The sequence below is a fragment of the Chitinophaga agri genome (assembly GCF_010093065.1).
In the GTDB taxonomy this organism is placed as follows: domain Bacteria; phylum Bacteroidota; class Bacteroidia; order Chitinophagales; family Chitinophagaceae; genus Chitinophaga; species Chitinophaga agri.
On record NZ_CP048113.1, the window covers coordinates 6,637,448 to 6,659,947 of the forward strand.

A 22,500-nucleotide genomic window follows, 5' to 3' on the forward strand; every position below is an offset into this window, starting at 1 on the left:
AACTAGCATGCTGGTGGCTCATGTTAGTGATAAGCAACAGGATGAATACTAATAGTCTAGTAGATTTGTAGACAAATATATAAATAGGAATGGAACAATGAAAATTTTCTAGGGAAATCTTTCAGGCGAAAGGGCTTTTGTGTGGATAATGAACGCTTACAGCACATATATTTCATCGCAGCAGATCGCGGCTTTTTTGCTGACTGGCGCGGTTCTCCATGCCGGCACCTGTGGTAGGCAGCGGCCTGTAACTCTTATATACCGTGCTTTTACGGCAGGTACCGGAAAACGGTAGTGATGGATAATGACATTGTAATCTTCTTCTGAAAGCGGAGAGGACGGCTGTTTTCCGGCAGGGATGAAATTGATGCCATCTACCGAAGTTTCCACGGTAATGTCAGCGGGGGAAAAGATATAATGACGGGCATCCTGCAGAAAGTTCATGTTAACCTCGTTCACCGGCTTTTCAGTGCCCATATCAATAGTAGCTACCAGGTCCTTTCCATAGATGAAGAGCCAGTTGATACTAAAGTCTTTATCTCCCTGCAATCCATCTGTGAGGGTTGCCTCCTTTTTAGCCGGATAGTCTTCCGCCCATGGATAGAGTAAGCTGACTTTTGCCCTGAACGCCAGACTGCTGATCCATTTGCGGGCAAAGATACTGTCCCATTCCTGCTGATAGGCATCTATCGTACTGCCGCCTTCGGAAAGTTCCTTTACGCCGGCCAGCTTACATTGCGCAGCAAATCTTTTTACGCGTTCCGGCCAGCGGGGATTGACAATAAAACTATTCCCTTCGGGAATAAGGTAACCGAATTTGTCTGTCCCGAAAAAACGGGACTGCTGTAACACAGTATACTCCAGCGGCAGGCGCGCATGATACACTCTTGTCAGCAGGGTATTGTTGCCTTCCACCGCTTTTTCTGCCTTATCCAGCAGACCAGAATACTGGTCTATTGCCTCAGGTGACAGGTAGTTCTTATAGTTATTTACCGGATTTCCATAGATATCCAGCTGTGTTTTGGTATTGCGTAGCTGAGTGGTCAGCACCTGCAGGTATTGCCCTATAAAAGGCCCTGCGGGGCCATAATAGCCGTTCAGAAAATCATTGGTGATCTCTTCTGTAGACAGGCCCGGATTCCACAGTAATTTAGCCTGCAAATAACTATTATAGGCGGCCATATCGCCATAGGTATCTCCGCTTCCCTGTGAAAACACTCCCTTTACTTTATGTGCGGCCAGGTATTCCAGGTTGGGCTGCTCATTATTATAATCAGGAAAAGGCGCCAGGTAATTAGTGAACTGGGTGGTATAATCCCACAGGAAGATATTATCCGTGATAGCGCCCCATCCCTCCAGGTCTTTTCTGAAAGCAGCCGCAGATGGTATCGTGCTCAGTGGTTCCTGTCTGTTGGCATCAATGCTGCTCAGCATGATAAATACATTCTTTGCCGGTTTAGTCTTCACCGGCGGGTGTGCTGTATACTGATAGGCTAGTGTCGTAAACTGTTGTTCCGGAAAGGCCGCCGCAATACGGTTAATGAAACGCACTAATGGGCCCTGCGGACCGCCTTCTTCTGCATTCGCCTTACTGCATTGGTCACAGGTACAGAATCCGCCGCCATCTTCCGGCGCAATGGACCAGTACAGTGCATCTGGATTATCGGCTATCGCTTTACGGAAATAAGCGACCATCTCATTATATACGCCTTCATTACTGAGACAAAGCTGGCTCGCCTGCCGTTTCCCATTTACCAGTGCGTAGTATTCAGGGTGTGTGGCGAAATAATCTTTAGGAGGTAATATCTTAAAAAACGAATGTCCCCAGATACCCCAGAGATCTTCAAAACGATGTAACTTATGCCATTCCAGGTATTCGTTATCGAAAGCGGCAGGATAATAGGTCTCCCGGTATAGGAAGACCGGTGCCTGCCTGTCCATCAGTTGCTGCGGCAGATCAAGATTTTTGGAAGCAGCAATGCTGACAGGTGCGTCTGCATATTTCCGGCAGCCGAAATAGTTTTCCAGTAAGGTATAAATACCATATATCACCCCTTTACCACTACCACCTTTGATGTATACATCCCGTTTATCAGTAGCTATAAAAAAGCTTTCTCCTTTTAATTTCTCTGCATTCAGTGCATCGGCGTGCGCTGTGTTACCAATGAATATACCCGCCTGGTCGTGATAGTTTTTCTCAGCAATGATCTGCAATGATGCGCCGCAGATACGTTGCAGATACTCCTGTAACAGCTTCGCTGCTTTTGTTTCATTCTTTGCTGCTTCATCCGGCAGGACGATCACATAACTGGACCTGCCACCGGCTACCAGGTTAATATTCCCTTTGGTAGACTGACAACTGTTATATGTCAGTAAAGTCATCATAAGCAGTAAGCCGTGCATCATCCTGAACATGAATAAAAGTGATTAGAATTTACGTTGCAGGGTTATATAGATATCATACTGGTTCTGAAATACGGTGCTGGAGATCTTCTGATTGATCCAGGTACCATAGATACCAGCAGTGGTACGGTATTTAAATGTTTTCTGATAACCTGCTCCCACACTGCGGGTCAATAACCCTGCCAGTTTAGGGAACTGTATCAGGCGGCTACGGTCATCAGGAGAGGTACCCAGGCCCGCGATGAATGCGATATAGTCCTGCTGCCGGTTCATGTAGTACCGGGTGGTCAGGTTGTAGGAAGTATAGAACTCCGGCGAGTCGCTGATGAAATAAGCCCTGAAGTTCACCCAGAAATCTTTCCAGGTCTTCGCTATTGACGCTACACCAGATATACTGTTTGAGCTGTCAGCATTCAGGTAACGTACACCCAGTTCCCCTTCGATATCATGTTTGAAGGTTTTGAAAATGGAATAACCCAGCCGCATTTTCGGGAACACCACTTCGTTAGAGTACGTGGCCAGCGCATAGGAGTATAATGTACGGTTGTGTGTATAATATAGTTCCGCTTCTCCCTGTAATCCTGTACCCTGTTCACGGCCGGCATAGTTCAGACGACCTGCATAGGAACCCCGTTTGAAGAAGTGACGGTACTCCAGTGTAGCAATGTTATATTTCGTATCCTGGTAGTCGTAGCTGGAATGCAGGAAGTACATACCAAACTGGTTCTTCATGGTCTTGCTGTGAAGGTAGTCTGCGTAGTCAACATTCACCGGATTGCCATTCAGTTTTACTACTGAATCGGCCGCCAGTGCTGCTTCGGCATATTGTTTTTTATTCTCCAGTGTAAGCGCCCGTTTCTGCAGGAAGGATTCGTTATTGGGATAATAACGGAGGCCCTGGTTCGCATATACCAGCGCACTGTCATATGACTGTTTACCATTCAGCAGATTGATACTGTATAATAGTGCGAGAGAATCTTTCCGGTTGATGTTCAGTACCTGCCTGTATAATGCCAGTGCGCTGTCTGGTGCATTATTCCGCTGATAGGTATTACCGGCAGCGATGAGTCCGTCGGTATAGGCGGTCCTGTATCTGATCGTGTATGGATAACGCTGCATCAGTTGATAGGCAATCGCATTGGCCTCATCATAGCGTTTCAGTTGTGTTAGGACGCCTGCTTTTTTGAGGAGCAGTTCTTTATCCCCCGGATGATATTTCAAGGCCTGATCTGCATAATACAGGGCGCTGTCCGGTTGTTCTACCGCCGTTTCCATATTGATCAGGTAATTGAGTGCGTCCAGGTTGTCGGGAGCCTGTGCAAGTACTGCCCGGAATTCACCTGCTGCCATGTCATATTCTTCTGCCTGCATCAGCTTACGGCCGGCAGTGAGGCGGAGGTCGATGATATTGGCATTATACCGGGCATCTCCGGGATGCTGCTTTAACAGCTGCGCAGCTATGTCCGCTGCTTCATCATACTGCCCGGTTTCAGCCAGGACACTTGATTTTTTCAGCAGGAACCGGCTGTTATCAGGATAGATAGCCAGTGCCTTGTCCAGTGTTTCCAATGCATGGATATAGTCTTTCTGATTGATATAGCTGTTGGCCATCAGATCGAGGGCGGTGGTATCACGCGGACTTGCCTGCAATACTTTATCAAATTCCGCCATGGCCAGGTCGTATTGCTGTTGGGACAGATAATCGCGGCCACTGGCTAGTTTAAGACTGATATAATGTGCTTTCCTGTCGTCAGTCGCATAGTTGTACCGTAATTTTTCAGCCAGCAGTGCAGCTTCTGTGAACTTGCGGTCACTTTCGAGTACATCCAGCTTTAAGGCCAGCAGGCGCTGGTCATTAGGACTGGTCTTCAGTCCGCGGTTGATCCAGGCAAGTGCCTCTCTGTATGCACCACGTGACATACTTAGTCCGATGACCTTATCCAGTGCTTCGCGGTTGCCCGGATTCTTTTCCAATACACCCTGATACAGGAGGTAGGGATCTGTATTGGAATACCATGCACCTGCTTCCATGCGCAGGGCAGTTTCCATGCTTCGCGCCTTGGCATCTGACGGCCAGCGTTTTAATATCTGTTGTAACTGATCGATGGCGCCGGCATAATCATGCATGTCCTGGAGTAAGCCCAGTTTACGCATCATCAGATCATAGGAATCAGGACTGGCAGCCAGTTCTGTATTCACCAGTTCAAGGGCGCGGGTGTAACTGCCGCTTTTCATGGTCATACTGTTGAGTGCTGTCCTGGCTTCTTCATTGTTGGGATCGAGGAGCATGGCTCTCTGGTAGTTTTCCTGCGCCAGGAGGGTATTGTTACGCTGCTGATAGTAATGTCCTGCCAGCAGGTAATGGCCGGTGTAGGCCCTTTGCACGGTCGTGTCTCCGGCGTATTTGTCCAGCAGGGAGTTGGCATAGTTACCACCCTGAAAGAAACGTTCGGAGGCATCCAGTATACTCAGCTTTTTCAGCATGAGTTCCTTGTCCTGCGGAAACTCATAGAGACCTTCATCTACGTAACATTCCGCCTCTTCATATCTTTTGGCGCCCATTTCAATATTGGTGGCATAAAGATATGCATCCTTGTATCGCGGCGCTTTGACGATAACATCTCTTACATGTTTTCTGGCCAGGTCATTATTGCCCGTCAGCATATACAATCTTCCGAGCAGGAGCTGCTGGTCAACAAAGTCCGGCCTTTTCTGCAGAGCTTCCTTTGACAGCTGAATAGCTTTCTGATAGTGATTCAGTTTTGTTTCCTTCACCGCTTCATTATACAGTTCGTCAGCATCTTTCCCTTTATTAAAAAGCTGCGCGTGGACCTGTAACGAACAACAGAGTACCGTACCGGATAGTATATATTTAAAAAGAGACATCATGATTAAGTATTTGCTGGTTTCTTCTGCCCGAATCCCTGGCGCTGCATATTACCCCAGGTATGTTTTTTACCCGTGATGAAGTTAAAATAACCACGGAGGGCAAAGAATACGATCAGCGGATGGTAAATGAAAGGTTCGATAAAGGCCATCAGTGCAAGGCCTATCACTTCCCGCCACGTCTTATAGTGTTTGTAGGTGATCTGGTCCCACAATACAGCCAGTGTAGTGATCATGACGGAATAAAAGTATACGAAAGCCAGTAGTATCAGGGCATTGTGCCAGTTGATATTGCCGGTAATGATCTGGTAGATATAATACAGTATACCGGTGAACTCAATGATAGGCGCCAGGAATTCGAAGAAGAGATTGTAGGGCAACACGATCATGCCGAGCTTGCGGTAACGCGGATTGAAGATCACTTTACGGTGTATGGTGATAATCTCTGCCAGGCCACGTCCCCAGCGCGTACGCTGCCGGCTGAATACCTTCATATTGGGAGGGCCTTCTGTCCAGCATTGTGTGGTGGGAATGTACCGGATGGCATATTTCAGTTTGTTATCGATCATGTAGGTACACATACGTGTAACAATGTCCATGTCTTCGGCAAAGGACTTGCTGTCATAGCCACCGGCCTTGATTGCGATCTCTTTGTCAAACAGTCCCAATCCACCGGATACGTTGGGTACACAGTTGATGACACTCCATCCCATTTTACCCAATACATAGGCACGCAGGTATTCCATTTCCTGGAAGCGGGGGAGCCATTTTTCAGGAGGACGTACACGGGTGATCACACCTTCATCGATCTCACAGGAGTTGGCAATACGCAGTGTCGCACCGGTAGCAATAACGCGTACACTGTCTTCCTGTACGTGTATATATCCACATTCCGGACAAGGTTCACCGACTTCTTTGATCTTATTGTGTTCCTCATCCATGAACGGTTTTATCATGCGCAGCAGGGTATCTTTCTCAATGATACAGTCTACGTCCGTACAAAGGAAATAGTCGTAAGCAGCGGCATTGATGCCCGCATTGGAGGCATCGGCTTTACTCTTACCGTTCACTTTGTCGATAACAACGAGTTTATCGTAAGCCGTGTTGGTGGATTTAAACAGTCGCTTTACAGGCTGCGACTTGATACGTTCATTATAGGCAAAGTCAACTTCCTGCAGCTGAAATTCGTTGATGAGTTTTTGCAGTGTATCATCAGTACTGCCATCGTTCACGATGATCACTTCGAAACGGGGATAGTTCAGGGTGAGCAGTGAGCGTACGTTGGAGATGATGGTAACGCCTTCATTAAATGCAGGCGCAATGACAGATATGCCCGGTGCCAGTGGCGACTGCAGCATTTTTGTGTAATCTACATAGCTGTTCTTACGCTGGAACCTGATGATACCCCGGAGTGAGAGTATGGCCAGTAGCGCGTACATGAACAACATGGTACATCCATACACAAATACAAAGCCTTCGTAAAAATTTCTAAACAATTCCACTGTATCGTTCTTGGATTTTTATTATGATTATTTGGCAGTGACAGTAGCCGCCGCCCGTTGTGTAGTCTGGAACCCGCGTCGCTGCATATTGCCCCAGGTGCTCTTCTTACCCGTCAGGAAATAGAAATAGCCGCGTAATGCGAATATGACGATGAGCGGGTGATATAGGAAGAACTCCATGAAAGGCGTCATACAAAGGAATGCCACTTCCCTCCAGGTTTTATAGTACCTGAAAGTCAGCTGGTCCCACAGGATGGCGATGGTCGTTATCATCACGGAATACGTATACACGAATACCAGCAGCAGGAGCGCCGTAGGCCAGTTGATGAGCCCCAGGCACGTCATTACTATATAGTAGATGATACCAGTAAATTCAATGATCGGCGCCAGCAGTTCAAAGAAGAAGTTATATGGGAAGATGATCAGTCCCATTTTGCCGTAGCGTGGATTGAGGAACATGCCGAAGTGCGCATACATGAGTTGCGCGAGACCCCTGGCCCAGCGGGTACGCTGCCGGTTGAAGATGCGGACAGAGGAGGGTGCTTCTGTCCAGCACAGGGTCTTAGGTATGTAGCGGATGGCGTAATCGATCTTATTGTCCTGTGCATAGCGGCACATACGCGTCATCAGCTCCATATCTTCGCCAAAGGAACTATGGTCATATCCACCGGAACGGATAGCAATTTCCTTATCAAAAAGTCCCAGACCACCAGATACGTTAGGTACACAGTTAAGCAGGCTCCAGCCCATTTTACCCAGCACGAAAGCACGGATATATTCTACTTCCTGGAAGCGGGGAAGTAGCTGAGCTGGCGGACGCATGCGGGTCATCACACCCTGGTCAAATTCACAGGAGTTCGCAATACGGAGGGTCGCCCCGGTAGCGATGACGCGTCTTTTTTCCTCCTGCATGACCGGCTTGATCAGTTCCAGCAGGGTGTTTTTATCAAGGATACAGTCTACATCCGTACAAACGAAATGGTTGTAGAGTGCAGCATTGATACCTGCATTAACCGCATCCGCCTTACTCTTACCATTCACTTTGTCAATGACCATGAGTTTGGCGTAGGCCGGGTTGGTGGATTTAAAGAATTGTTTGACCGGTCTGGTCTGTATTTTAGCATTGTAGGCGAAGTCAACAGGCACCAGTTCAAACTCATCGATCATTTGCTGCAGACTGTTATCCGTGCTGCCATCGTTGATGATGATGATCTCGTACTTTGGATAGTTTAGTGTCAGCAGGGAGCGTACGTTGAAGATGATGGTTAACCCCTCATTGAAGGCCGGAGCCAGTACGGTAATACCGGGCGCGAGCGGAGAGCTTAACAGAATGTTCTCCTGGTGAAATTTATCTTTCCTGGCATATGCCCGCACAGCGATCATCGAAAATACCGCTAACAGCGCGTAGGTGACCAGCAGTATAGTACCGTAGATGAAAACAGTGGTTTCATAAAATCGCCCTATGGTTTCCCAGATATTCTCCATCTCCGCAGTTAGAATTTAATTAACGGATTCATGCTATGTTTGAGGATCAGCTTATTCTCGGTGGTAGCCGTGTCTATCAGTTCCTGGATCAGGCCTTTGGCCGCCCATTGATTTTTGATCAGTGATTTCGCTGCGTGTTTACGTACATCAAAATCGGTGGCGTGCAGGAATTCCTGGCGAAGGAAATCTACATGACGGCCACTATTGATACGTCCGATCGCTTTGAGGATCTCCAGGCGGCAGTTCAGCGGCTGACTGTTATACATATGCAGCAGCTTTTCTTCGACGTCTTCGATCTTCAGTTTGCCCAGGCAGTTGATCGCATCCGCGCGCAGGTAGTGGTCTTTGGTATCCAGCAGTTTTACAACAGCAGGTACAGCACTGAGCTGGTTATAGTGAACAACCAGTTTCAGGCAGAAGGATACGATACTTTTGTTGGAAGAGTAGGTGATCCATTGCGCGAAATTGGGGATAGCAATATGTTCCGTCGTAGAGATGATCTTGAATAGTTCCACCTGGTCCCACATCAGCAGGGGCTCAGTTACGACATCAAAGAACTTGAAGGGTTCGTTCTTACTGAGTTTGATATAGGCATGACGGGCGGCGGCACGTAGCTCACGGTTACGGCTATTGGTGAGCGGCAGAATGGTTACGTCCGCAATAGACATATTCATATTGCTGAGTTCAGCCAGGGCCTGCACTTTTTTATCCCATTTACGGGACTTCATTTTCCGGAGGGAGTCTTTGTCCAGTTCGAGCTGTATGTAGAGATTTCTGAGCTGTTCGCCCATGGAGCCTCTGACGTTATTACGGTATTCTATGAGTCTGTCTATAAGTGCTTCGCGGGCCCATCTTTTTTCAAATACGGGTAACCGGAAGACTTCTATCGGGAGCGCCACCTGATCGGCAGGAACATTACTGGCCAGCTCGTCATTCAGGAGGATGTGCTCCATGAGGAGATTGTCAATAATGGGATGGAGGCTGGCGAGCTTCTTATCATGCCTGTGTGCCTTGTACCTGCCGGTAAGGATCGACAGGTAGGCGATTACCGTAAAGGAGACCGCAACAACAATGAAAATAATGGCAATCTGAATGTTCAGGGATGCACCCCTGAAATCATAAAGGCTGTATTCCATATAGGACTGGTTAGTGTATTAAAGGCTTTAACAAAGGATGCGGATATAGTGCTGCCAGCTGTTATTTGGTGCTATACTGCATGATCAGTCTTTTCACGCGGATCAGCAATTCGCCGGGAATAACAGGTTTTTTCAGAAAATCATCTGCGCCGAGTTTAAAACCTTCCAGGATGATCTCTTCGTTCCCTGCATTAGAAACAATGATCACCGGTATTGGTTTACCTTCTTTTCTGCTTTTTACCTTACTGAGTATTTCAAAGCCATTGGCATATGGCATCATAATATCTGTAATGATCAGATCATAGTTGTATTGGGTATCTTCCAGACGCTGAAATGCTTCTTTGCCATTGGTTACGTGATCAATCTTGTATTCTTCCTTGTGAAGGATCCTTTCCATGATCTTAGGCATTACTTCGTCATCTTCTACGAGCAGTATTCTGTTACTCATAATTGGCTTTTTGTATATGAATGAGCTGGCGGAAACATGCTCCTTCAGCATTGTTCAAAGTATTCAGGTGTATAAGTATGTTGCTGAAAGTGTAGAGCTGTAATCTGTCATTTACAGAGGCATATTCTTTCATCTATCTCAACGGTATAATCCTATATATACTGAAAATCACACTTCAGGGATTTGCCGGAACGAGAAAAATAACAGTACTATTTACATTGTAAATAATTATAACCTATTGTAGCAAATGAATGTATCAGTTGTAATATTCAGGTAGCAAAGTTACGTGCAGTAATGTAAATGTAAGCCATATTAAGGTTACAAATATATATAGGATTGAGGCTGGCAGATCAGCTCGTGTGACGGAAACCGTTTTTGAGCTGACTCATGAGCGAATGAACAGATCCTTGTGTTCGCTATGTTAATCTTAGCTGTTCAGCGATAATTATTATCGGTCATAATAGCGATGTATATGGCCAGCGAAGTGACTATTCCCCTATATTTGTCTGGTCGTATTGTCATCATCCTATTTGTACACTTACTGATATGAAGAATACCTTAAAACTTCGCCTGTATATAGGTTTTGCCCTTGCCCTTTTTTTTGTTACTGCCGGAGGTATATTCTCATATGTCACCTTTACGCACCAGCGGACGGAGGGGAAATGGGTGGAGCATTCCTATGAGGTTATTACAGCTGCGCAGCGGCTCAACCGTTATATCTATGAGCTGGAGGCCGCAAGTACGGCTTACCGGACGACCCGCGTCAGCAAATTTATGGAGCCTTATGCCCAGACGGGGCCCAAGCTACTACCATTGGCGCAGGACCTGCGGAAGCTGGTGGCCGATAATGTGGTACAATATCGCCGGGCTGGTAAGCTTGAGAATAACGTGATCGCATTAATGAACTATTGGCAGGGACTGCGCGAGGATACAGTGAACATCTTTAAGGACCCACTCACGTCCATAGAAGAACAAAGGAAGTATGTTGATACTGTCCATAACCAGATTATCGAGATTATCGCAGAGGAAAGGGGGTTATTGATCAATCGGACAGCTTCCAACGAGTCATCTGTGGGGCGTGCCATCACTATGCTTATAATAAATACTGTGTTCATTTTGCTCATCGCAGCCACCCTTATGATCGTCTCGTTCCGGGAGCTGTCCAGCAGGATGAAGATCCAGCAGGAATTGCGGAGGCGTTTAAAAGATGTGGAAGACCTGAACAGGGAGACAACAGAAAAGAACTGGCTGCTAACAGGGTTATCCCATATTAATGAGAGTCTGAGCGGGGATATGGAGACGCGCGTACTGGCAGCCCGCTGTCTGGAGGTAATGGTGGAATACCTGAAAATACCGGCAGGGGCCTACTATTCATTTGAGGAGAACGAGAAAGTACTAAAGCTATGTTCCGGTGTTGCATTGCCGGCAGGCGCTAAAAAGGAATACGCATTACAGGAGGGGATTACCGGATATGCCGCTACCAAACGGGAGATTACGGTGATAGAACGGGTACCTGCCAGTTACTGGAAAATAGAAACGATCGGCGGGGATGCGCAGCCAGGGGCGATCATCTGTTTGCCGCTCTGGCATAACGATGACCTGGTAGGAGTAATGGAGCTGGTGACATTCGGGGATCTTTATCCGGGAACACTGGAGTTGCTAAAGACCACTGCCAATGCGATCGCCGTAGCGATCAATGCTGCGGAGGCAAGGGGCAGGGTATTGCAGTTGCTCGGAAGAGTGCAGGAACAGAAAGAAGTACTCGAAGCGCAGCAGGAAGAGCTGCGGCAGTCCAACGAAGAGCTTACCCGTCAGTCAGAGATATTACAGGCATCAGAAGAAGAGTTACGCGTGCAGGAAGAAGAGCTGCGTCAGATCAATGATGAGATGACAGTGCAGAACAAAGCGTTGGAGATGGCGCGTCAGGAACTGTCACTGAAGGCAGAGGAGCTGGAGCAAAGCAGCAGGTATAAGTCTGAGTTCCTGGCAAATATGTCGCATGAACTGCGTACACCACTGAACAGTGTACTGATACTGGCACGGTTACTGGAAGAAAATAAAGACCGTAATCTTAACAATAAGCAGGTAGAATATGCCGGCATTATTCATAAGTCCGGCTCTGATCTGCTGAAGCTGATCAATGACATCCTCGACCTGTCGAAGATTGAGGCTGGTAAAGTCGAAATGCAGATAGAGCCGGTATCTGTACAGCAGATGGTAAATGACCTGGAGCAGCTGTTCCATGTAGTGGCGGAGGAGAAGAATATACGTTTCACTACGGAGATAGCGCCGGAAGTACCGGAAATGATCCGTACGGACCGTCAGCGCCTGGAACAGGTGATCAAGAATTTATTATCGAATGCATTCAAATTTACCCCCAGAGCTGGTAGTATACAGTTACAGTGGATGGTAAAGGCGGATGGATTACATATCGCAGTCAGTGATACGGGAACGGGGATACCAGTGGAAAAGCAGCAGCTGATCTTTGAAGCATTCCGTCAGGCAGATGGCTCTACCAGCCGGAAGTACGGCGGTACAGGACTGGGGCTGTCCATCAGTAAGGAGCTGATGAAAAGACTGGGAGGAGAGATCAGACTGGAAAGCACGGAAGGGCGGGGTAGTACTTTCACGATCGTGATAGCGATAGAGGGAACGTCCAGACCTGTGCAGACAGCCGTACCCAAAGTGGCAGAAAAGCCCATGCAGGCTGTTGAACAGGCAGTAGTACCGATACCTGTGGCCGCGACAATGCCGCCGGTGGCGGAATCGCCGAGCGTACCGGATGATCGTGACAGCCTGACCAAACAGGACAAGCTGGTATTGATCATAGAAGATGATGTAAACTTTGCTACTATATTACGCGACTTTGCAAGAGAGAAAGGATATAAGACGATTGTGGCCCTGAATGGGAACGATGGATTGTTCTTTGCCCGTAAATATCTGCCGGCAGCCATCCTGCTGGATATGACCTTACCGCTGATAGACGGGAACAGTATCCTGAAGATACTGAAGAGCCATGAGGACCTGAAGCATATACTCGTCCATGTAATAACGGCAGGAGAAATATCGCTGCAGGTGCGTGACAAGATAGAGGGATATACGCAGAAGCCACTGCAGGTGACGGATATGGAGTCGGTTTTTGCAGGCATCAGTGATCAGTTGCAGTCCAGGTTCAAAAAGGTGCTGGTCGTATCAGACGGCGTGTTGCTGAATCATCCGTCGTTACAGTCCATGAGCGATGAACGGCAGTTGCAGACGCAGTATCATCATGTAAGGACACAGGAGGAAGCGGAGAAGGAGTTGCAGCATAAGAGTTATGATGCGGTAATATTGGATGCCGGGAGCCAGATGGGGGATAATGTGAATAATTTGCACATGTTCAGGCAGCTGGCAGCCAACAAAGGAATGCCTATCATTGTATATCTTGACCATGATATATCGGAAGCGGATGAACTCCAATTGAAGAAAGACGCAGCGGCTATTGTACGGAATTCCACGTTCTCTACAGACAGGCTGATGGATGAGCTGGAACTGTTCATGTATAAGTTGCAGGAGACGCCTTCACAGCAGCACCAGGAAGTACTGGCCTCTGAGCACTCACTAGCGGGGCAGAAGATATTACTGGCGGATGATGACATGCGAAATGTGTTTTCTCTGAGCGCTTTGCTGGGAGAGCAGGGGATCGATGTGGTGACGGCCGCAGACGGCAAGGAAGCACTGGAAAAACTGGAAGAGCATAGAGATATACGCCTTGTACTAATGGACATCATGATGCCGGAGATGGATGGTTATGAAGCGATGCGCAGGATCAGGGCTAATGTGCGTTATAAGACCTTACCGGTGATAGCGCTGACGGCGAAGGCGATGGCAGGAGACCGGGAAAAATGTATTGCAGCAGGGGCGTCTGATTATATCGCCAAACCTATAGACAGTAGTAAACTTTTATCTTTAATGCGTGTGTGGATGGTGTAAATCTTATTGTTTGTTATGAAAGAGGATATCTCAAATGCAGATTTCCTGGATATCATCAGCATTGTTAAGTTACAATACGGATATGATTTCACCGGCTATGCACCGGCTTCCATCAGGCGGCGCTTATTCCGTTTCATGAGCCATATGCGGCTGACCTCCGTTTTTGAACTGAAGCACAGGTTGGTCAATGATCAGGATTTCTTTGCGCGGTTGGTACAGTACATTACGGTAAATGTCACAGAGATGTTCAGGGACCCTCAGTTCTATAGGACATTGCGTGAGCAGGTATTACCTAAACTGGCCGCCTACCCCAATATTAAAATATGGCATGCCGGTTGTTCTACCGGAGAGGAGGTGTTTTCCATGGCGATACTCCTGCATGAAGCCGGACTGTTAAGCCGGACGAAGATCTACGCTACTGATCTGAACCCGGCGAACCTGGACAAAGCCGTTACAGGTATTCTGCCATTGGATAACATGAAAGACTTTACACAGAATTATATACAGTCAGGCGGCCTGGCGGATTTTTCTAATTACTATACGGCCAGGTATGACAATGTGCTGATCAAGAAGGAGCTCAGAAAGCAGATCATTTTCTTTCAGCATAATCTGGTAACAGATAAGGTATTCAATGAATTTCAGCTGATCTGTTGCCGTAACGTGTTTATTTATTTCAACAGGGAATTGCAGAATAGCGTATTACAGTTGTTCTATGACAGTTTATCTCCACGGGGGTATCTGGCGATGGGCATAAAGGAGACGATGCGTTTTGCAGATATTCACCGGAAGTTTGAAGTTGTACATGCGCATCATAAAATATACCGGCGTAAGGAGTAGCCGTTTATAAGACCCATTAGAGAATATGAACAACGGATTTGATGTTATTGTTATAGGAGGTTCTGCAGGCAGCCTGTTGGTGCTGACTGAGATCCTTGACGCTATACCCTATCATCTGGCACCGCCTGTTGTGATCGTGTTACACCGTCTCCGGAATGTGCAGAGTGAAATGGGACGGTTATTATCTACGACCAGGCAGATCATAGAGCCGGAGGACAAGGAGCCGGTGCGTGAACATTGTATGTATCTTGCTCCGCAGAACTACCATCTGCTGGTAGAGGCGGACAGGACTTTTATGCTTGATTATTCGGAGCTGGTGAATTACAGCCGTCCTTCTATTGATATGACCTTTAGTAGTATTGCTGATGTGTATGGTGCGGGGACTTTAGGTATCTTGCTGAGCGGCGCTAACAAGGATGGGGCCGAGGGGCTTTGTCAGATCATAGCAGCCGGGGGAACAGGTATTGTGCAGGATCCGCAGACAGCTGCTTTCAGTGCGATGCCGCAGTCTGCTATTGACATGTGTGCAGGCGTGCAGGTAATGTCAGTAGCAGATATTAAGAAATTTATAATCGGTGAAACGTAAACGCGGGAACCTCCGTATATACGATCAAAATAGCCGTTAAAAGAATTAAAGAAGAGATGACTAAGAAATTTACTATTCTGCTGGTCGATGACCGGATGGAGAACCTACTATCACTTGAACAAATGCTGTTAGCCGATAACCGGGCATTTTTACAGGCTACTTCCGGCAACGAGGCATTAAAGCAGGTGTTGAAGCACGATGACATTGGGTTAGTCATGCTGGACGTACAGATGCCGGATATGGATGGGTTTGAGGTAGCCAGGCTACTGAAAGCGAACCCTAAAACGAGAGATATTTCTATCATTTTCGTGACAGCCATTAATAAGGACGAGTATTATGTATTGAAGGGATTTGAGAAGGGTGCGGTAGATTACCTGTCTAAGCCATTGGATATTAATGTTACCCGTGCGAAGGTGGACGTTTTCGAACGACTGTATTTTTATCAGCATGAATTGAAGCAGGCCGTAAGAGACAGGGAGCTGATCAACGGTCAGCTGGAGCGGTTTATGCATGTGGTAGCACATGATCTGAAGTCGCCTTTATCGGGTATTACAGGTCTTTTATTACTGATGCAGGAGGAAGAGGAGATCAGTCAGTCTGCTTTCCTGAGTGAGTATACCAGTATGGCGATCAATGCAACATCTCAGTTGTCGGACATGATCTCATCTATCCTGGATTACAGCAGGGACCATCAGTTCCGGCATAAGGAGGAGGATGTGGATGTGAACGAGCTGCTACAGCAGCTGATAAAGTTGTTATTCCCGCCGGCGAAGGTAGATATCAAGGTGCAGGATCGGCTACCGGTTATACATACCAGCAGGCAGAAGTTGCAGCAGGTATTTCAGAATTTGCTGAGTAATGCCATTAAGTACAATGATAAGGAGAAGACGGAGATTGAGATTGGAGGAAAATCTGATGGCGATTTCTACGAATTTTATGTCAAAGACAACGGTCCGGGAATAGAGGAAAAGGACAATGAGCGCATCTTCAAGCTGTTTGAGAAAGTGGACAATGATGACACGAAAGGCACTGGCGTTGGGCTTAACATATTGAAACTGCTGGTAGAAACGCAGGGCGGGAAGGTCTGGGTAGAGTCAAAGTTTGGGGAGGGGAGCAGCTTTCACTTTCAATGGCGGAGATAAAAAAAGCGCTCAGGTAACGAAAAAAAATCATAAATTAAATGTTGAATGATAGGAATAGCCCATTCAATATGTGTATGATAGATTTTTATTTAAATTCAGACAGGAACAATGAACAGACGTCCGCCGGTAATGAAGAGGAAATAGTACATACCGGGTCAGGAGGAGCATTTGATGAAACGGAATCCGCTACTGATGAGGCAGAGTGGGAACTGACAGATGAACAACTGGACGAGCGGTTAGAGAATACGGAGAAGGCCGCGAATAAGAAAAGACCAGCTTATTAAGTGATATACTTTCGTTTACGACAGGACAAAAAAAACCGGCACTAAAGGAATAAAGTACCGGTATCTCATTTTGCATTGTTCGTAAACGAAGTTTATAGTATCGGGCGGTATTGCTGCCGCGGGGTACTATTGAATATGTATAGTATCATTATTGTAGTAATAATCTGCAACACGGATCACTTTCAGCATCTTCAGGAATGGTCCGATCCCTTCGGCTTTAGTCAATTGCCCGGTGAAAGTCTTATCTGCAACGCCAGGATTGTCAGGAACTATTTTGACATCGTACAATCTTTCCAGTATGGGAATGATGTCTCTCAGAGGGGTTTCGTTGAACGAATATTTCCCTTCGAGCCATGAAAGTACGTTGTTTTTATCAAATGGGCGCGTATTGATGCCGTTTTGACTAGTATAATCTGCCTGAACACCTGGTTTGAGTACTACTTCCTGTTTACCAGCTGATACTTTTACGGCACCCTGAACAAGGGAAACTGCTGCGTTATCAGCGTGGTAGGCATTGACATTGAATTCGGTACCCAGTACCTGTATGGTAGCTGCCGGAGTGTGTACTGTAAATGGTTGTCCGGCTGCTGTGGCTACTTTAACGTATGCCTCTCCGGTAAGGCTGATCTCGCGTGCGTCGCCATTGAATCCAAAGGGGAATGTGAGGGTACTCCCTGCATTCATATGGATTTCGGAGCCATCGGCGAGTTTGACAGCGTAGGCTTTACCGTGGGGTACGACCAGTTTATTTAGTCCGCTGTTATTCCTGTCGGCATTGAAAGTCAGTGTGTTATTATTGATATTGAGTGTGACTTTCTCATCTTCTGTGTTGTAATGTGTTTCATTGCCGGAGAGATCGAATATCTCACCATTCTCGAGCTGAAGGTAGACACTTTTTAACGGAACATCCTTATGATGGCCGGCCAGGACTTTAGAGGGATGGTTGGTTTTTGAGACAAAGTATATCATAAATGCTCCCAGGCCTGCGACTGCGGCAGCGGCAAGCAGCAGTTTTCTGAGCGGGAACGGTTTGGTTTTATAATACTCCCTTCTTTCCATCACACCTTGCATGATATCATTGGCGGACATGCTTTCAAAGTCTTTCCTGCGCTGTTCGTTGTTCTGGAAGAAATCCTGTAGATTTTTCCAGACGTCTGCCACGGAAGGGTCTTTTTTGATCAAAGCGTCAACTTCGGCTTCCTGGTTCCTATCCAGGCTGCCTGTAAGCTTCATCAGTAATAACTCGTATATGTCGTTGCTTTCGCTCATGCATTCTCAATGTGACAATACCAGTAAAAAAACTTTAGTGCTTACAGGATCTTTTTTAATTTTTCCTGTAATTTCTTACAGGCTGTATGGATGTGCACATTCACTGTATTGATGGACAAGCCCATATCGAGGGCGACTTCTTTTCTTTTTTTACCTTCAATATATACCTGCGTAAAGATATTGGAGGACTGGAGCGGCAATGTTTGGATGGCCGCTGATATGGAACGTTTCAGTTCTTCTCTTTCCAGTCCGCTTTCTGCCTTGGTCACAAAATCCTGAAAGAAGGACCATGCATTTTTCTTATTCTCTTCGGAGTCTTTTGTTTTGATATGCCTGTAGCATTTGTATCGAAGAGATTGGAACAGGTAGGACCGTACGTTCGTTTGTACGTTAGCGAGGGAGCGTTTCTCCCATATTTCAATAATGAGTTCCTGCACCATGTCTTTTGCTTCCTGACTATCGTTTAATAATCTGTAAGCTTCGGCCCAGAGAGCCTTTGCATGGTTTTGGAATATAGCTTCGTATGTGACATTATCGTCTGCCGTATGCAGATCGTTAGTATTCGCATGACGCATTATATAATCCCTTTACTATTTACGAATTTGATGCTGATCCCCCGGATTTTGTTTAAAAAGCGGGGCGAAAGTACTAAAGACATAGATGTTATTTTGAAATTAACTTATGGGTACTCATGTTAATAGTTTGTAAATGTTATGCAGATATAAGTACGTTAACAATGCTTCGGTGCTCTAATCGTTTGTCTTTTAATTCTTTGGGTAGTTCTGGTAATCGTGGATGTCTTTTATTGAGATTGTTATGGCACTGAGTATATATACGTGAAAGCAGGTCGTTTGGTTTTACCGTTTCAAAAAAAAATGAAGATACCGCTAAAGCTGTTTTGGATAAATTGACACTATAGTTTAACAACTGTTACTATGTAAAGTATAATAAGAAGTAGCCAAAGCACTTGTGAAGTAAACGATCCAGGATTTTATTGACCACTAATTTTCAGCAATTATGTATCACCGTTGTTTGGACTGTATATTATGCAGCCTCGGGGTCATTGTTTTATTTATTATTCCTATCCATCGGGTGCAATCCCAGGACAAAAGCAGCCAGCAGCAGGTTTCCCTGCAATATGACAATATCAGACTTGTTGATCTTTTCAATATCATTTCGCGTCAGACAGGGTATACTTTCTTCTACAATAATCAGTCTGTTAATGATCAGGTCAAAGTAAACATACACCAGGACAATATTACGCTTGAACAGGTATTGGAAAGGGTGTTGGGAACCCGCGGCTATGGATGGGAACTGATTTCCGGAAGAATAGGCGTATTTAAAAAGGAGCAGGCAGAGAAGTCGGAGAAAAAAGAACATAAGGATGATCTGCATACTTTTAGTGGTATCATCAGTATGCCGGATGGAACGCCACTGCCCGGCGCCAGCATCAGTGTGGTGAACGGCGCTGCTATCACGAGGACGAATGAGTCGGGATTGTTCTCATTTCAGGTAGCTGCGAAGGATACGGTGATCAGGATCAGTTATACAGGGTTTAAAACAGAGGAGGTCAATGTGAGAACCGGTGCGGCATTGCATGTTACATTACAACCACTGGTAACAGATCTGGCTCTAGTAGCCGTGAGAAGCACCGGTTATCAGAAGATCCCACGGGAAAGGGCAACCGGCTCTTTTGCACAGGTGAGCAATGAATTACTGAACCGCCGGACAGGGCCTACCATACTTGAAAGACTGGAAGGAGTGGCCAACGGTGTTATGTTTCCCAATAAGGATATTCCTCCCTATTCTAATGAAGCATATGTCTCAGTACGTGGCAGAAGCACTATCCTTGCTAATGCACAGCCGTTGATCGTCGTTGACAATTTTCCTTACGTTGGTGATATCAATCTCCTGAACCCTAATGACGTGGATAATATCACCATATTAAAAGATGCTGCCGCTGCATCGATATGGGGCGCGTTTTCGGGAAATGGCGTAATCGTGATCACAACGAAGAAAGGGAAATTGCGTCAGCCTTTTAAAGTACAGGCGAATATGAATCTCACCGTCGGCGCCAAACCTGATCTGTATTATAATAAGGCCTTCCTTCCTTCACCTGCATTTATTGATGTAGAGAAATACCTTTTTGATAAGGGATTTTATGATGATGATCTCACAAATAATTACAGTTATCCAGTTGTTTCTCCGGTAGTAGAGCTGCTGGATAAAAAGAGGAATGGCGTGATATCCGCCGCAGATGCAGATGCACAGATCAATCAGCTGAAGCAGTTTGATGTCAGGAAAGACTATGAGAAATATTTGTACAGGAATAGTGTGAATCAGCAATATGCGGTAAATATGAGTGCCGGCGGAGAGCATAGTGGGTATATGTTGTCTGTCGGATATGACAGGAACCTCAGTAATAAAGTAGGTGCAGCAACGGATAGGTTTACGATTAGCAATTATAGCACGTTTAATTTCTGGGACAGGGCGGAGTTGTCGACAGGTGTGTCGTTTGTGATGAATAAGTATGATGTGGGGTATTATGATGCATTAATACCTAATGGAGGAAAGAGTGCTTATTATCCCTATGCACGTCTGGCAGACGAGCAAGGGAAGGCGCTGGATGTACAAAAAGATTTCAGGTATAGTTTTATCAGTAATCTCCGTGAGGAAGGATTGCTGGACTGGACTTACCGGCCATTGGATGAGGTGAGATTTGCGGATAACATACAACGAAGCTATCATATCCGGTTAAATCCGGGATTGAAAGTACGGATAATTAAAGGGTTGGATGCAGAATTAAGGTATCAGTTTGAAAAGCAGTTGTCGAGAAAGGAAGAGTATTATAGTATACAGACATATGCCACGCGTAATATGATCAATCTTTTCACGCAGGTGGTGGATGGAGTGGTGACCCATCCGGTGCCGGTAGGAGGCATCCTGCAGAAGAATAACGGTGAGGTGACTGGTAATAACTATAGAGCGCAGCTGAATTTTAACAGGGATTTTGGGCTCCGGCATTCGGTGTCGGCTTTAGCAGGACTGGAACAGCGCGAGATTGTAACTGAAAGTAGCGATCAGATATTATATGGATATAGCAAGAATACCAAAACGTATAGTTCCGCATTGGATTATTCAAGATATTATGACGCATACATGTATCTGGGACCAGGTGGATACATAGCACCATCAGGGCCGCTCAGTCGTTATAATAATGAATATATCTCTTACTATGGAAATGCTGCTTATACATTAAACGGGAAGTATATTTTGTCTGGCAGTGCCAGAATGGATCAGAGTAATATATGGGGCGTAAATTTTAATCAGAAAGGTGTGCCTTTATGGTCAGCTGGAGTGAGCTGGGACTTGTCCAGGGAGCAATTTTATAAATGGAATTTATTTCCACTATTGAAACTACGTGCAACATATGGCTATAATGGTAACCTTGACCCTACTTTGTTTGGTAAATTCGTTGTAAGTTATTTGCAGAATAATACCCAGGTTGGTCTTCCCGCGGCCACTATTGTAAGCTATCCTAATCCGAATTTGAGATGGGAGCGGTCCGCAATGTTAAATACCGGAATTGATTTTGAAGTCAGAAATGGCATGTTACATGGTAGCATTGAATATTATAGAAAAAAAGGAACTGATCTCATTGGAGAACAGCTGATGCCGTTACAGTCAGGAGTAGGAATTATGAAGCTTAATTCTGCTGATATGAAGGGTGGGGGAGTTGATGTTGTGCTGACTACTGTCAATATGAACCGGCAGTTGGGCTGGGTGACAGATTTTCTTTTCAGTTATAACTGGGATAGAATTACCTCATATAAATTTGCTGTTCCTTTATATACGCTCCCAGGTACTGCGGATGGCACGGGATCAAGATTATTCCCAAATATTGGCAGACCTGTCTATGGTGTTTATAGTTATAGATGGGCTGGTCTTTCTGCTGAAAATGGAGATCCGACAGGCTACCTCGATGGGAAAATAAGTGATGAGTATGATAAAATACTGGCAAGTAACACTGATATTATTTATAATGGTCCTGCGCGGCCAGTAATATTTGGAGCTCTGCGTAATACTGTTTCGTTCAAAGGTATTACACTATCACTGAATGTGACTTATAAAATGGGATATTATTTCAGGCGTTCGGGAATATCTTATAGTAGTCTTTTTTATAACTGGGTTGGTCATCAGGAACTATTCTCCCGCTGGCAACAGCCCGGCGATGAGAAAAGAACGAATGTGCCATCAATGATTTATCCGGTCAATGCCAGCAGAGATAGATTTTATGAATATTCTGAAGCACGTGTTGAAAAAGGAGATCATATACGTTTGCAGGATGTGCGCATTGCTTATTCGCTTAATTCAGCACGGATGAAAAAAGCGGGGACGGCAGATATCCAATTATATTTATATGCCAACAATCTAGGGCTGATCTGGAAGGCAAATAACGCTGGACTTGATCCGGATTTTGTGGTCGGGTATACTGCTCCCCGCACTGTGGCTATTGGTTGCAAGGTAGAATTCTAAAGCTTTAAGTATAA

Annotated in this window: 14 protein-coding genes; 6 read left to right on the top strand and 8 right to left on the bottom strand. The window is 45.9% G+C overall.

What is annotated here, in order from left to right:
* Positions 1–156: 156 nt before the first annotated feature.
* The 6 genes from GWR21_RS26550 to GWR21_RS26575 form a co-directional block, all read right to left on the bottom strand.
* A complete protein-coding gene (locus GWR21_RS26550; protein ID WP_162334734.1) occupies positions 157–2,406 on the bottom strand; it encodes a DUF4838 domain-containing protein in 2,250 nt (749 codons plus the stop codon).
* Positions 2,407–2,427: 21 nt separating this feature from the next.
* Entirely contained in the window at positions 2,428–5,292 is a 2,865-nt protein-coding gene (locus GWR21_RS26555; RefSeq protein ID WP_162334735.1) for a tetratricopeptide repeat protein, read from the bottom strand.
* 2 nt (positions 5,293–5,294) lie between these two features.
* A complete protein-coding gene (locus GWR21_RS26560; protein WP_162334736.1) occupies positions 5,295–6,791 on the bottom strand; it encodes a glycosyltransferase family 2 protein in 1,497 nt (498 codons plus the stop codon).
* 27 nt (positions 6,792–6,818) lie between these two features.
* Positions 6,819–8,276, bottom strand: a complete 1,458-nt coding sequence (locus GWR21_RS26565) for a glycosyltransferase family 2 protein (RefSeq protein WP_162334737.1) — start codon at positions 8,274–8,276, stop codon at positions 6,819–6,821.
* 8 nt (positions 8,277–8,284) lie between these two features.
* On the bottom strand, positions 8,285–9,412 hold the full coding sequence (locus tag GWR21_RS26570; protein ID WP_162334738.1) for a HEAT repeat domain-containing protein: 1,128 nt from the start codon (positions 9,410–9,412) through the stop codon (positions 8,285–8,287).
* A 61-nt stretch (positions 9,413–9,473) separates the two neighbouring features.
* Positions 9,474–9,860, bottom strand: coding sequence for a response regulator (locus GWR21_RS26575; protein ID WP_162334739.1), 387 nt, complete (start codon positions 9,858–9,860; stop codon positions 9,474–9,476).
* Positions 9,861–10,406: 546 nt separating this feature from the next.
* On the opposite strand from GWR21_RS26575, the gene GWR21_RS26580 reads away from it, so the two are divergent.
* From GWR21_RS26580 to GWR21_RS26600, 5 genes are all read left to right on the top strand, one after another.
* Positions 10,407–13,832, top strand: a complete 3,426-nt coding sequence (locus GWR21_RS26580; protein ID WP_162334740.1) for a response regulator — start codon at positions 10,407–10,409, stop codon at positions 13,830–13,832.
* 15 nt (positions 13,833–13,847) lie between these two features.
* On the top strand, positions 13,848–14,669 hold the full coding sequence (locus GWR21_RS26585; protein ID WP_162334741.1) for a CheR family methyltransferase: 822 nt from the start codon (positions 13,848–13,850) through the stop codon (positions 14,667–14,669).
* Between the two features lie 25 nt (positions 14,670–14,694).
* Positions 14,695–15,255, top strand: a complete 561-nt coding sequence (locus GWR21_RS26590; RefSeq protein ID WP_162334742.1) for a chemotaxis protein CheB — start codon at positions 14,695–14,697, stop codon at positions 15,253–15,255.
* A gap of 56 nt (positions 15,256–15,311) precedes the next feature.
* Positions 15,312–16,397, top strand: coding sequence for a sensor histidine kinase (locus GWR21_RS26595; protein WP_162334743.1), 1,086 nt, complete (start codon positions 15,312–15,314; stop codon positions 16,395–16,397).
* A gap of 74 nt (positions 16,398–16,471) precedes the next feature.
* Positions 16,472–16,681, top strand: coding sequence for a hypothetical protein (locus tag GWR21_RS26600; RefSeq protein WP_162334744.1), 210 nt, complete (start codon positions 16,472–16,474; stop codon positions 16,679–16,681).
* Between the two features lie 126 nt (positions 16,682–16,807).
* On the opposite strand, the gene GWR21_RS26605 is transcribed toward GWR21_RS26600, so the two are convergent.
* Both GWR21_RS26605 and GWR21_RS26610 read right to left on the bottom strand, forming a co-directional pair.
* On the bottom strand, positions 16,808–17,950 hold the full coding sequence (locus GWR21_RS26605) for a FecR family protein (RefSeq protein ID WP_162334745.1): 1,143 nt from the start codon (positions 17,948–17,950) through the stop codon (positions 16,808–16,810).
* Positions 17,951–17,991: 41 nt separating this feature from the next.
* Positions 17,992–18,525 (bottom strand): sigma-70 family RNA polymerase sigma factor, encoded by a 534-nt coding sequence (locus tag GWR21_RS26610; protein ID WP_162334746.1) that lies wholly within the window; start codon positions 18,523–18,525, stop codon positions 17,992–17,994.
* A 517-nt stretch (positions 18,526–19,042) separates the two neighbouring features.
* Between GWR21_RS26610 and GWR21_RS26615 the strand changes: the two genes are divergently transcribed.
* Positions 19,043–22,486 (top strand): SusC/RagA family TonB-linked outer membrane protein, encoded by a 3,444-nt coding sequence (locus GWR21_RS26615; protein ID WP_162334747.1) that lies wholly within the window; start codon positions 19,043–19,045, stop codon positions 22,484–22,486.
* Positions 22,487–22,500 lie beyond the last annotated feature (14 nt).

What these genes read in the sequence shown, in the direction of transcription:
- GWR21_RS26550 (WP_162334734.1), bottom strand. Translation starts at nt 2,406, where the DNA reads ATGATGCACGGCTTACTGCTTATGATGACTTTACTGACATATAACAGT.
- GWR21_RS26580 (WP_162334740.1), top strand. Translation starts at nt 10,407, where the DNA reads ATGAAGAATACCTTAAAACTTCGCCTGTATATAGGTTTTGCCCTTGCC.
- GWR21_RS26575 (WP_162334739.1), bottom strand. Translation starts at nt 9,860, where the DNA reads ATGAGTAACAGAATACTGCTCGTAGAAGATGACGAAGTAATGCCTAAG.
- GWR21_RS26605 (WP_162334745.1), bottom strand. Translation starts at nt 17,950, where the DNA reads ATGAGCGAAAGCAACGACATATACGAGTTATTACTGATGAAGCTTACA.
- GWR21_RS26570 (WP_162334738.1), bottom strand. Translation starts at nt 9,412, where the DNA reads ATGGAATACAGCCTTTATGATTTCAGGGGTGCATCCCTGAACATTCAG.
- GWR21_RS26590 (WP_162334742.1), top strand. Translation starts at nt 14,695, where the DNA reads ATGAACAACGGATTTGATGTTATTGTTATAGGAGGTTCTGCAGGCAGC.
- GWR21_RS26600 (WP_162334744.1), top strand. Translation starts at nt 16,472, where the DNA reads ATGATAGATTTTTATTTAAATTCAGACAGGAACAATGAACAGACGTCC.
- GWR21_RS26555 (WP_162334735.1), bottom strand. Translation starts at nt 5,292, where the DNA reads ATGATGTCTCTTTTTAAATATATACTATCCGGTACGGTACTCTGTTGT.
- GWR21_RS26565 (WP_162334737.1), bottom strand. Translation starts at nt 8,276, where the DNA reads ATGGAGAATATCTGGGAAACCATAGGGCGATTTTATGAAACCACTGTT.
- GWR21_RS26595 (WP_162334743.1), top strand. Translation starts at nt 15,312, where the DNA reads ATGACTAAGAAATTTACTATTCTGCTGGTCGATGACCGGATGGAGAAC.
- GWR21_RS26610 (WP_162334746.1), bottom strand. Translation starts at nt 18,525, where the DNA reads ATGCGTCATGCGAATACTAACGATCTGCATACGGCAGACGATAATGTC.
- GWR21_RS26585 (WP_162334741.1), top strand. Translation starts at nt 13,848, where the DNA reads ATGAAAGAGGATATCTCAAATGCAGATTTCCTGGATATCATCAGCATT.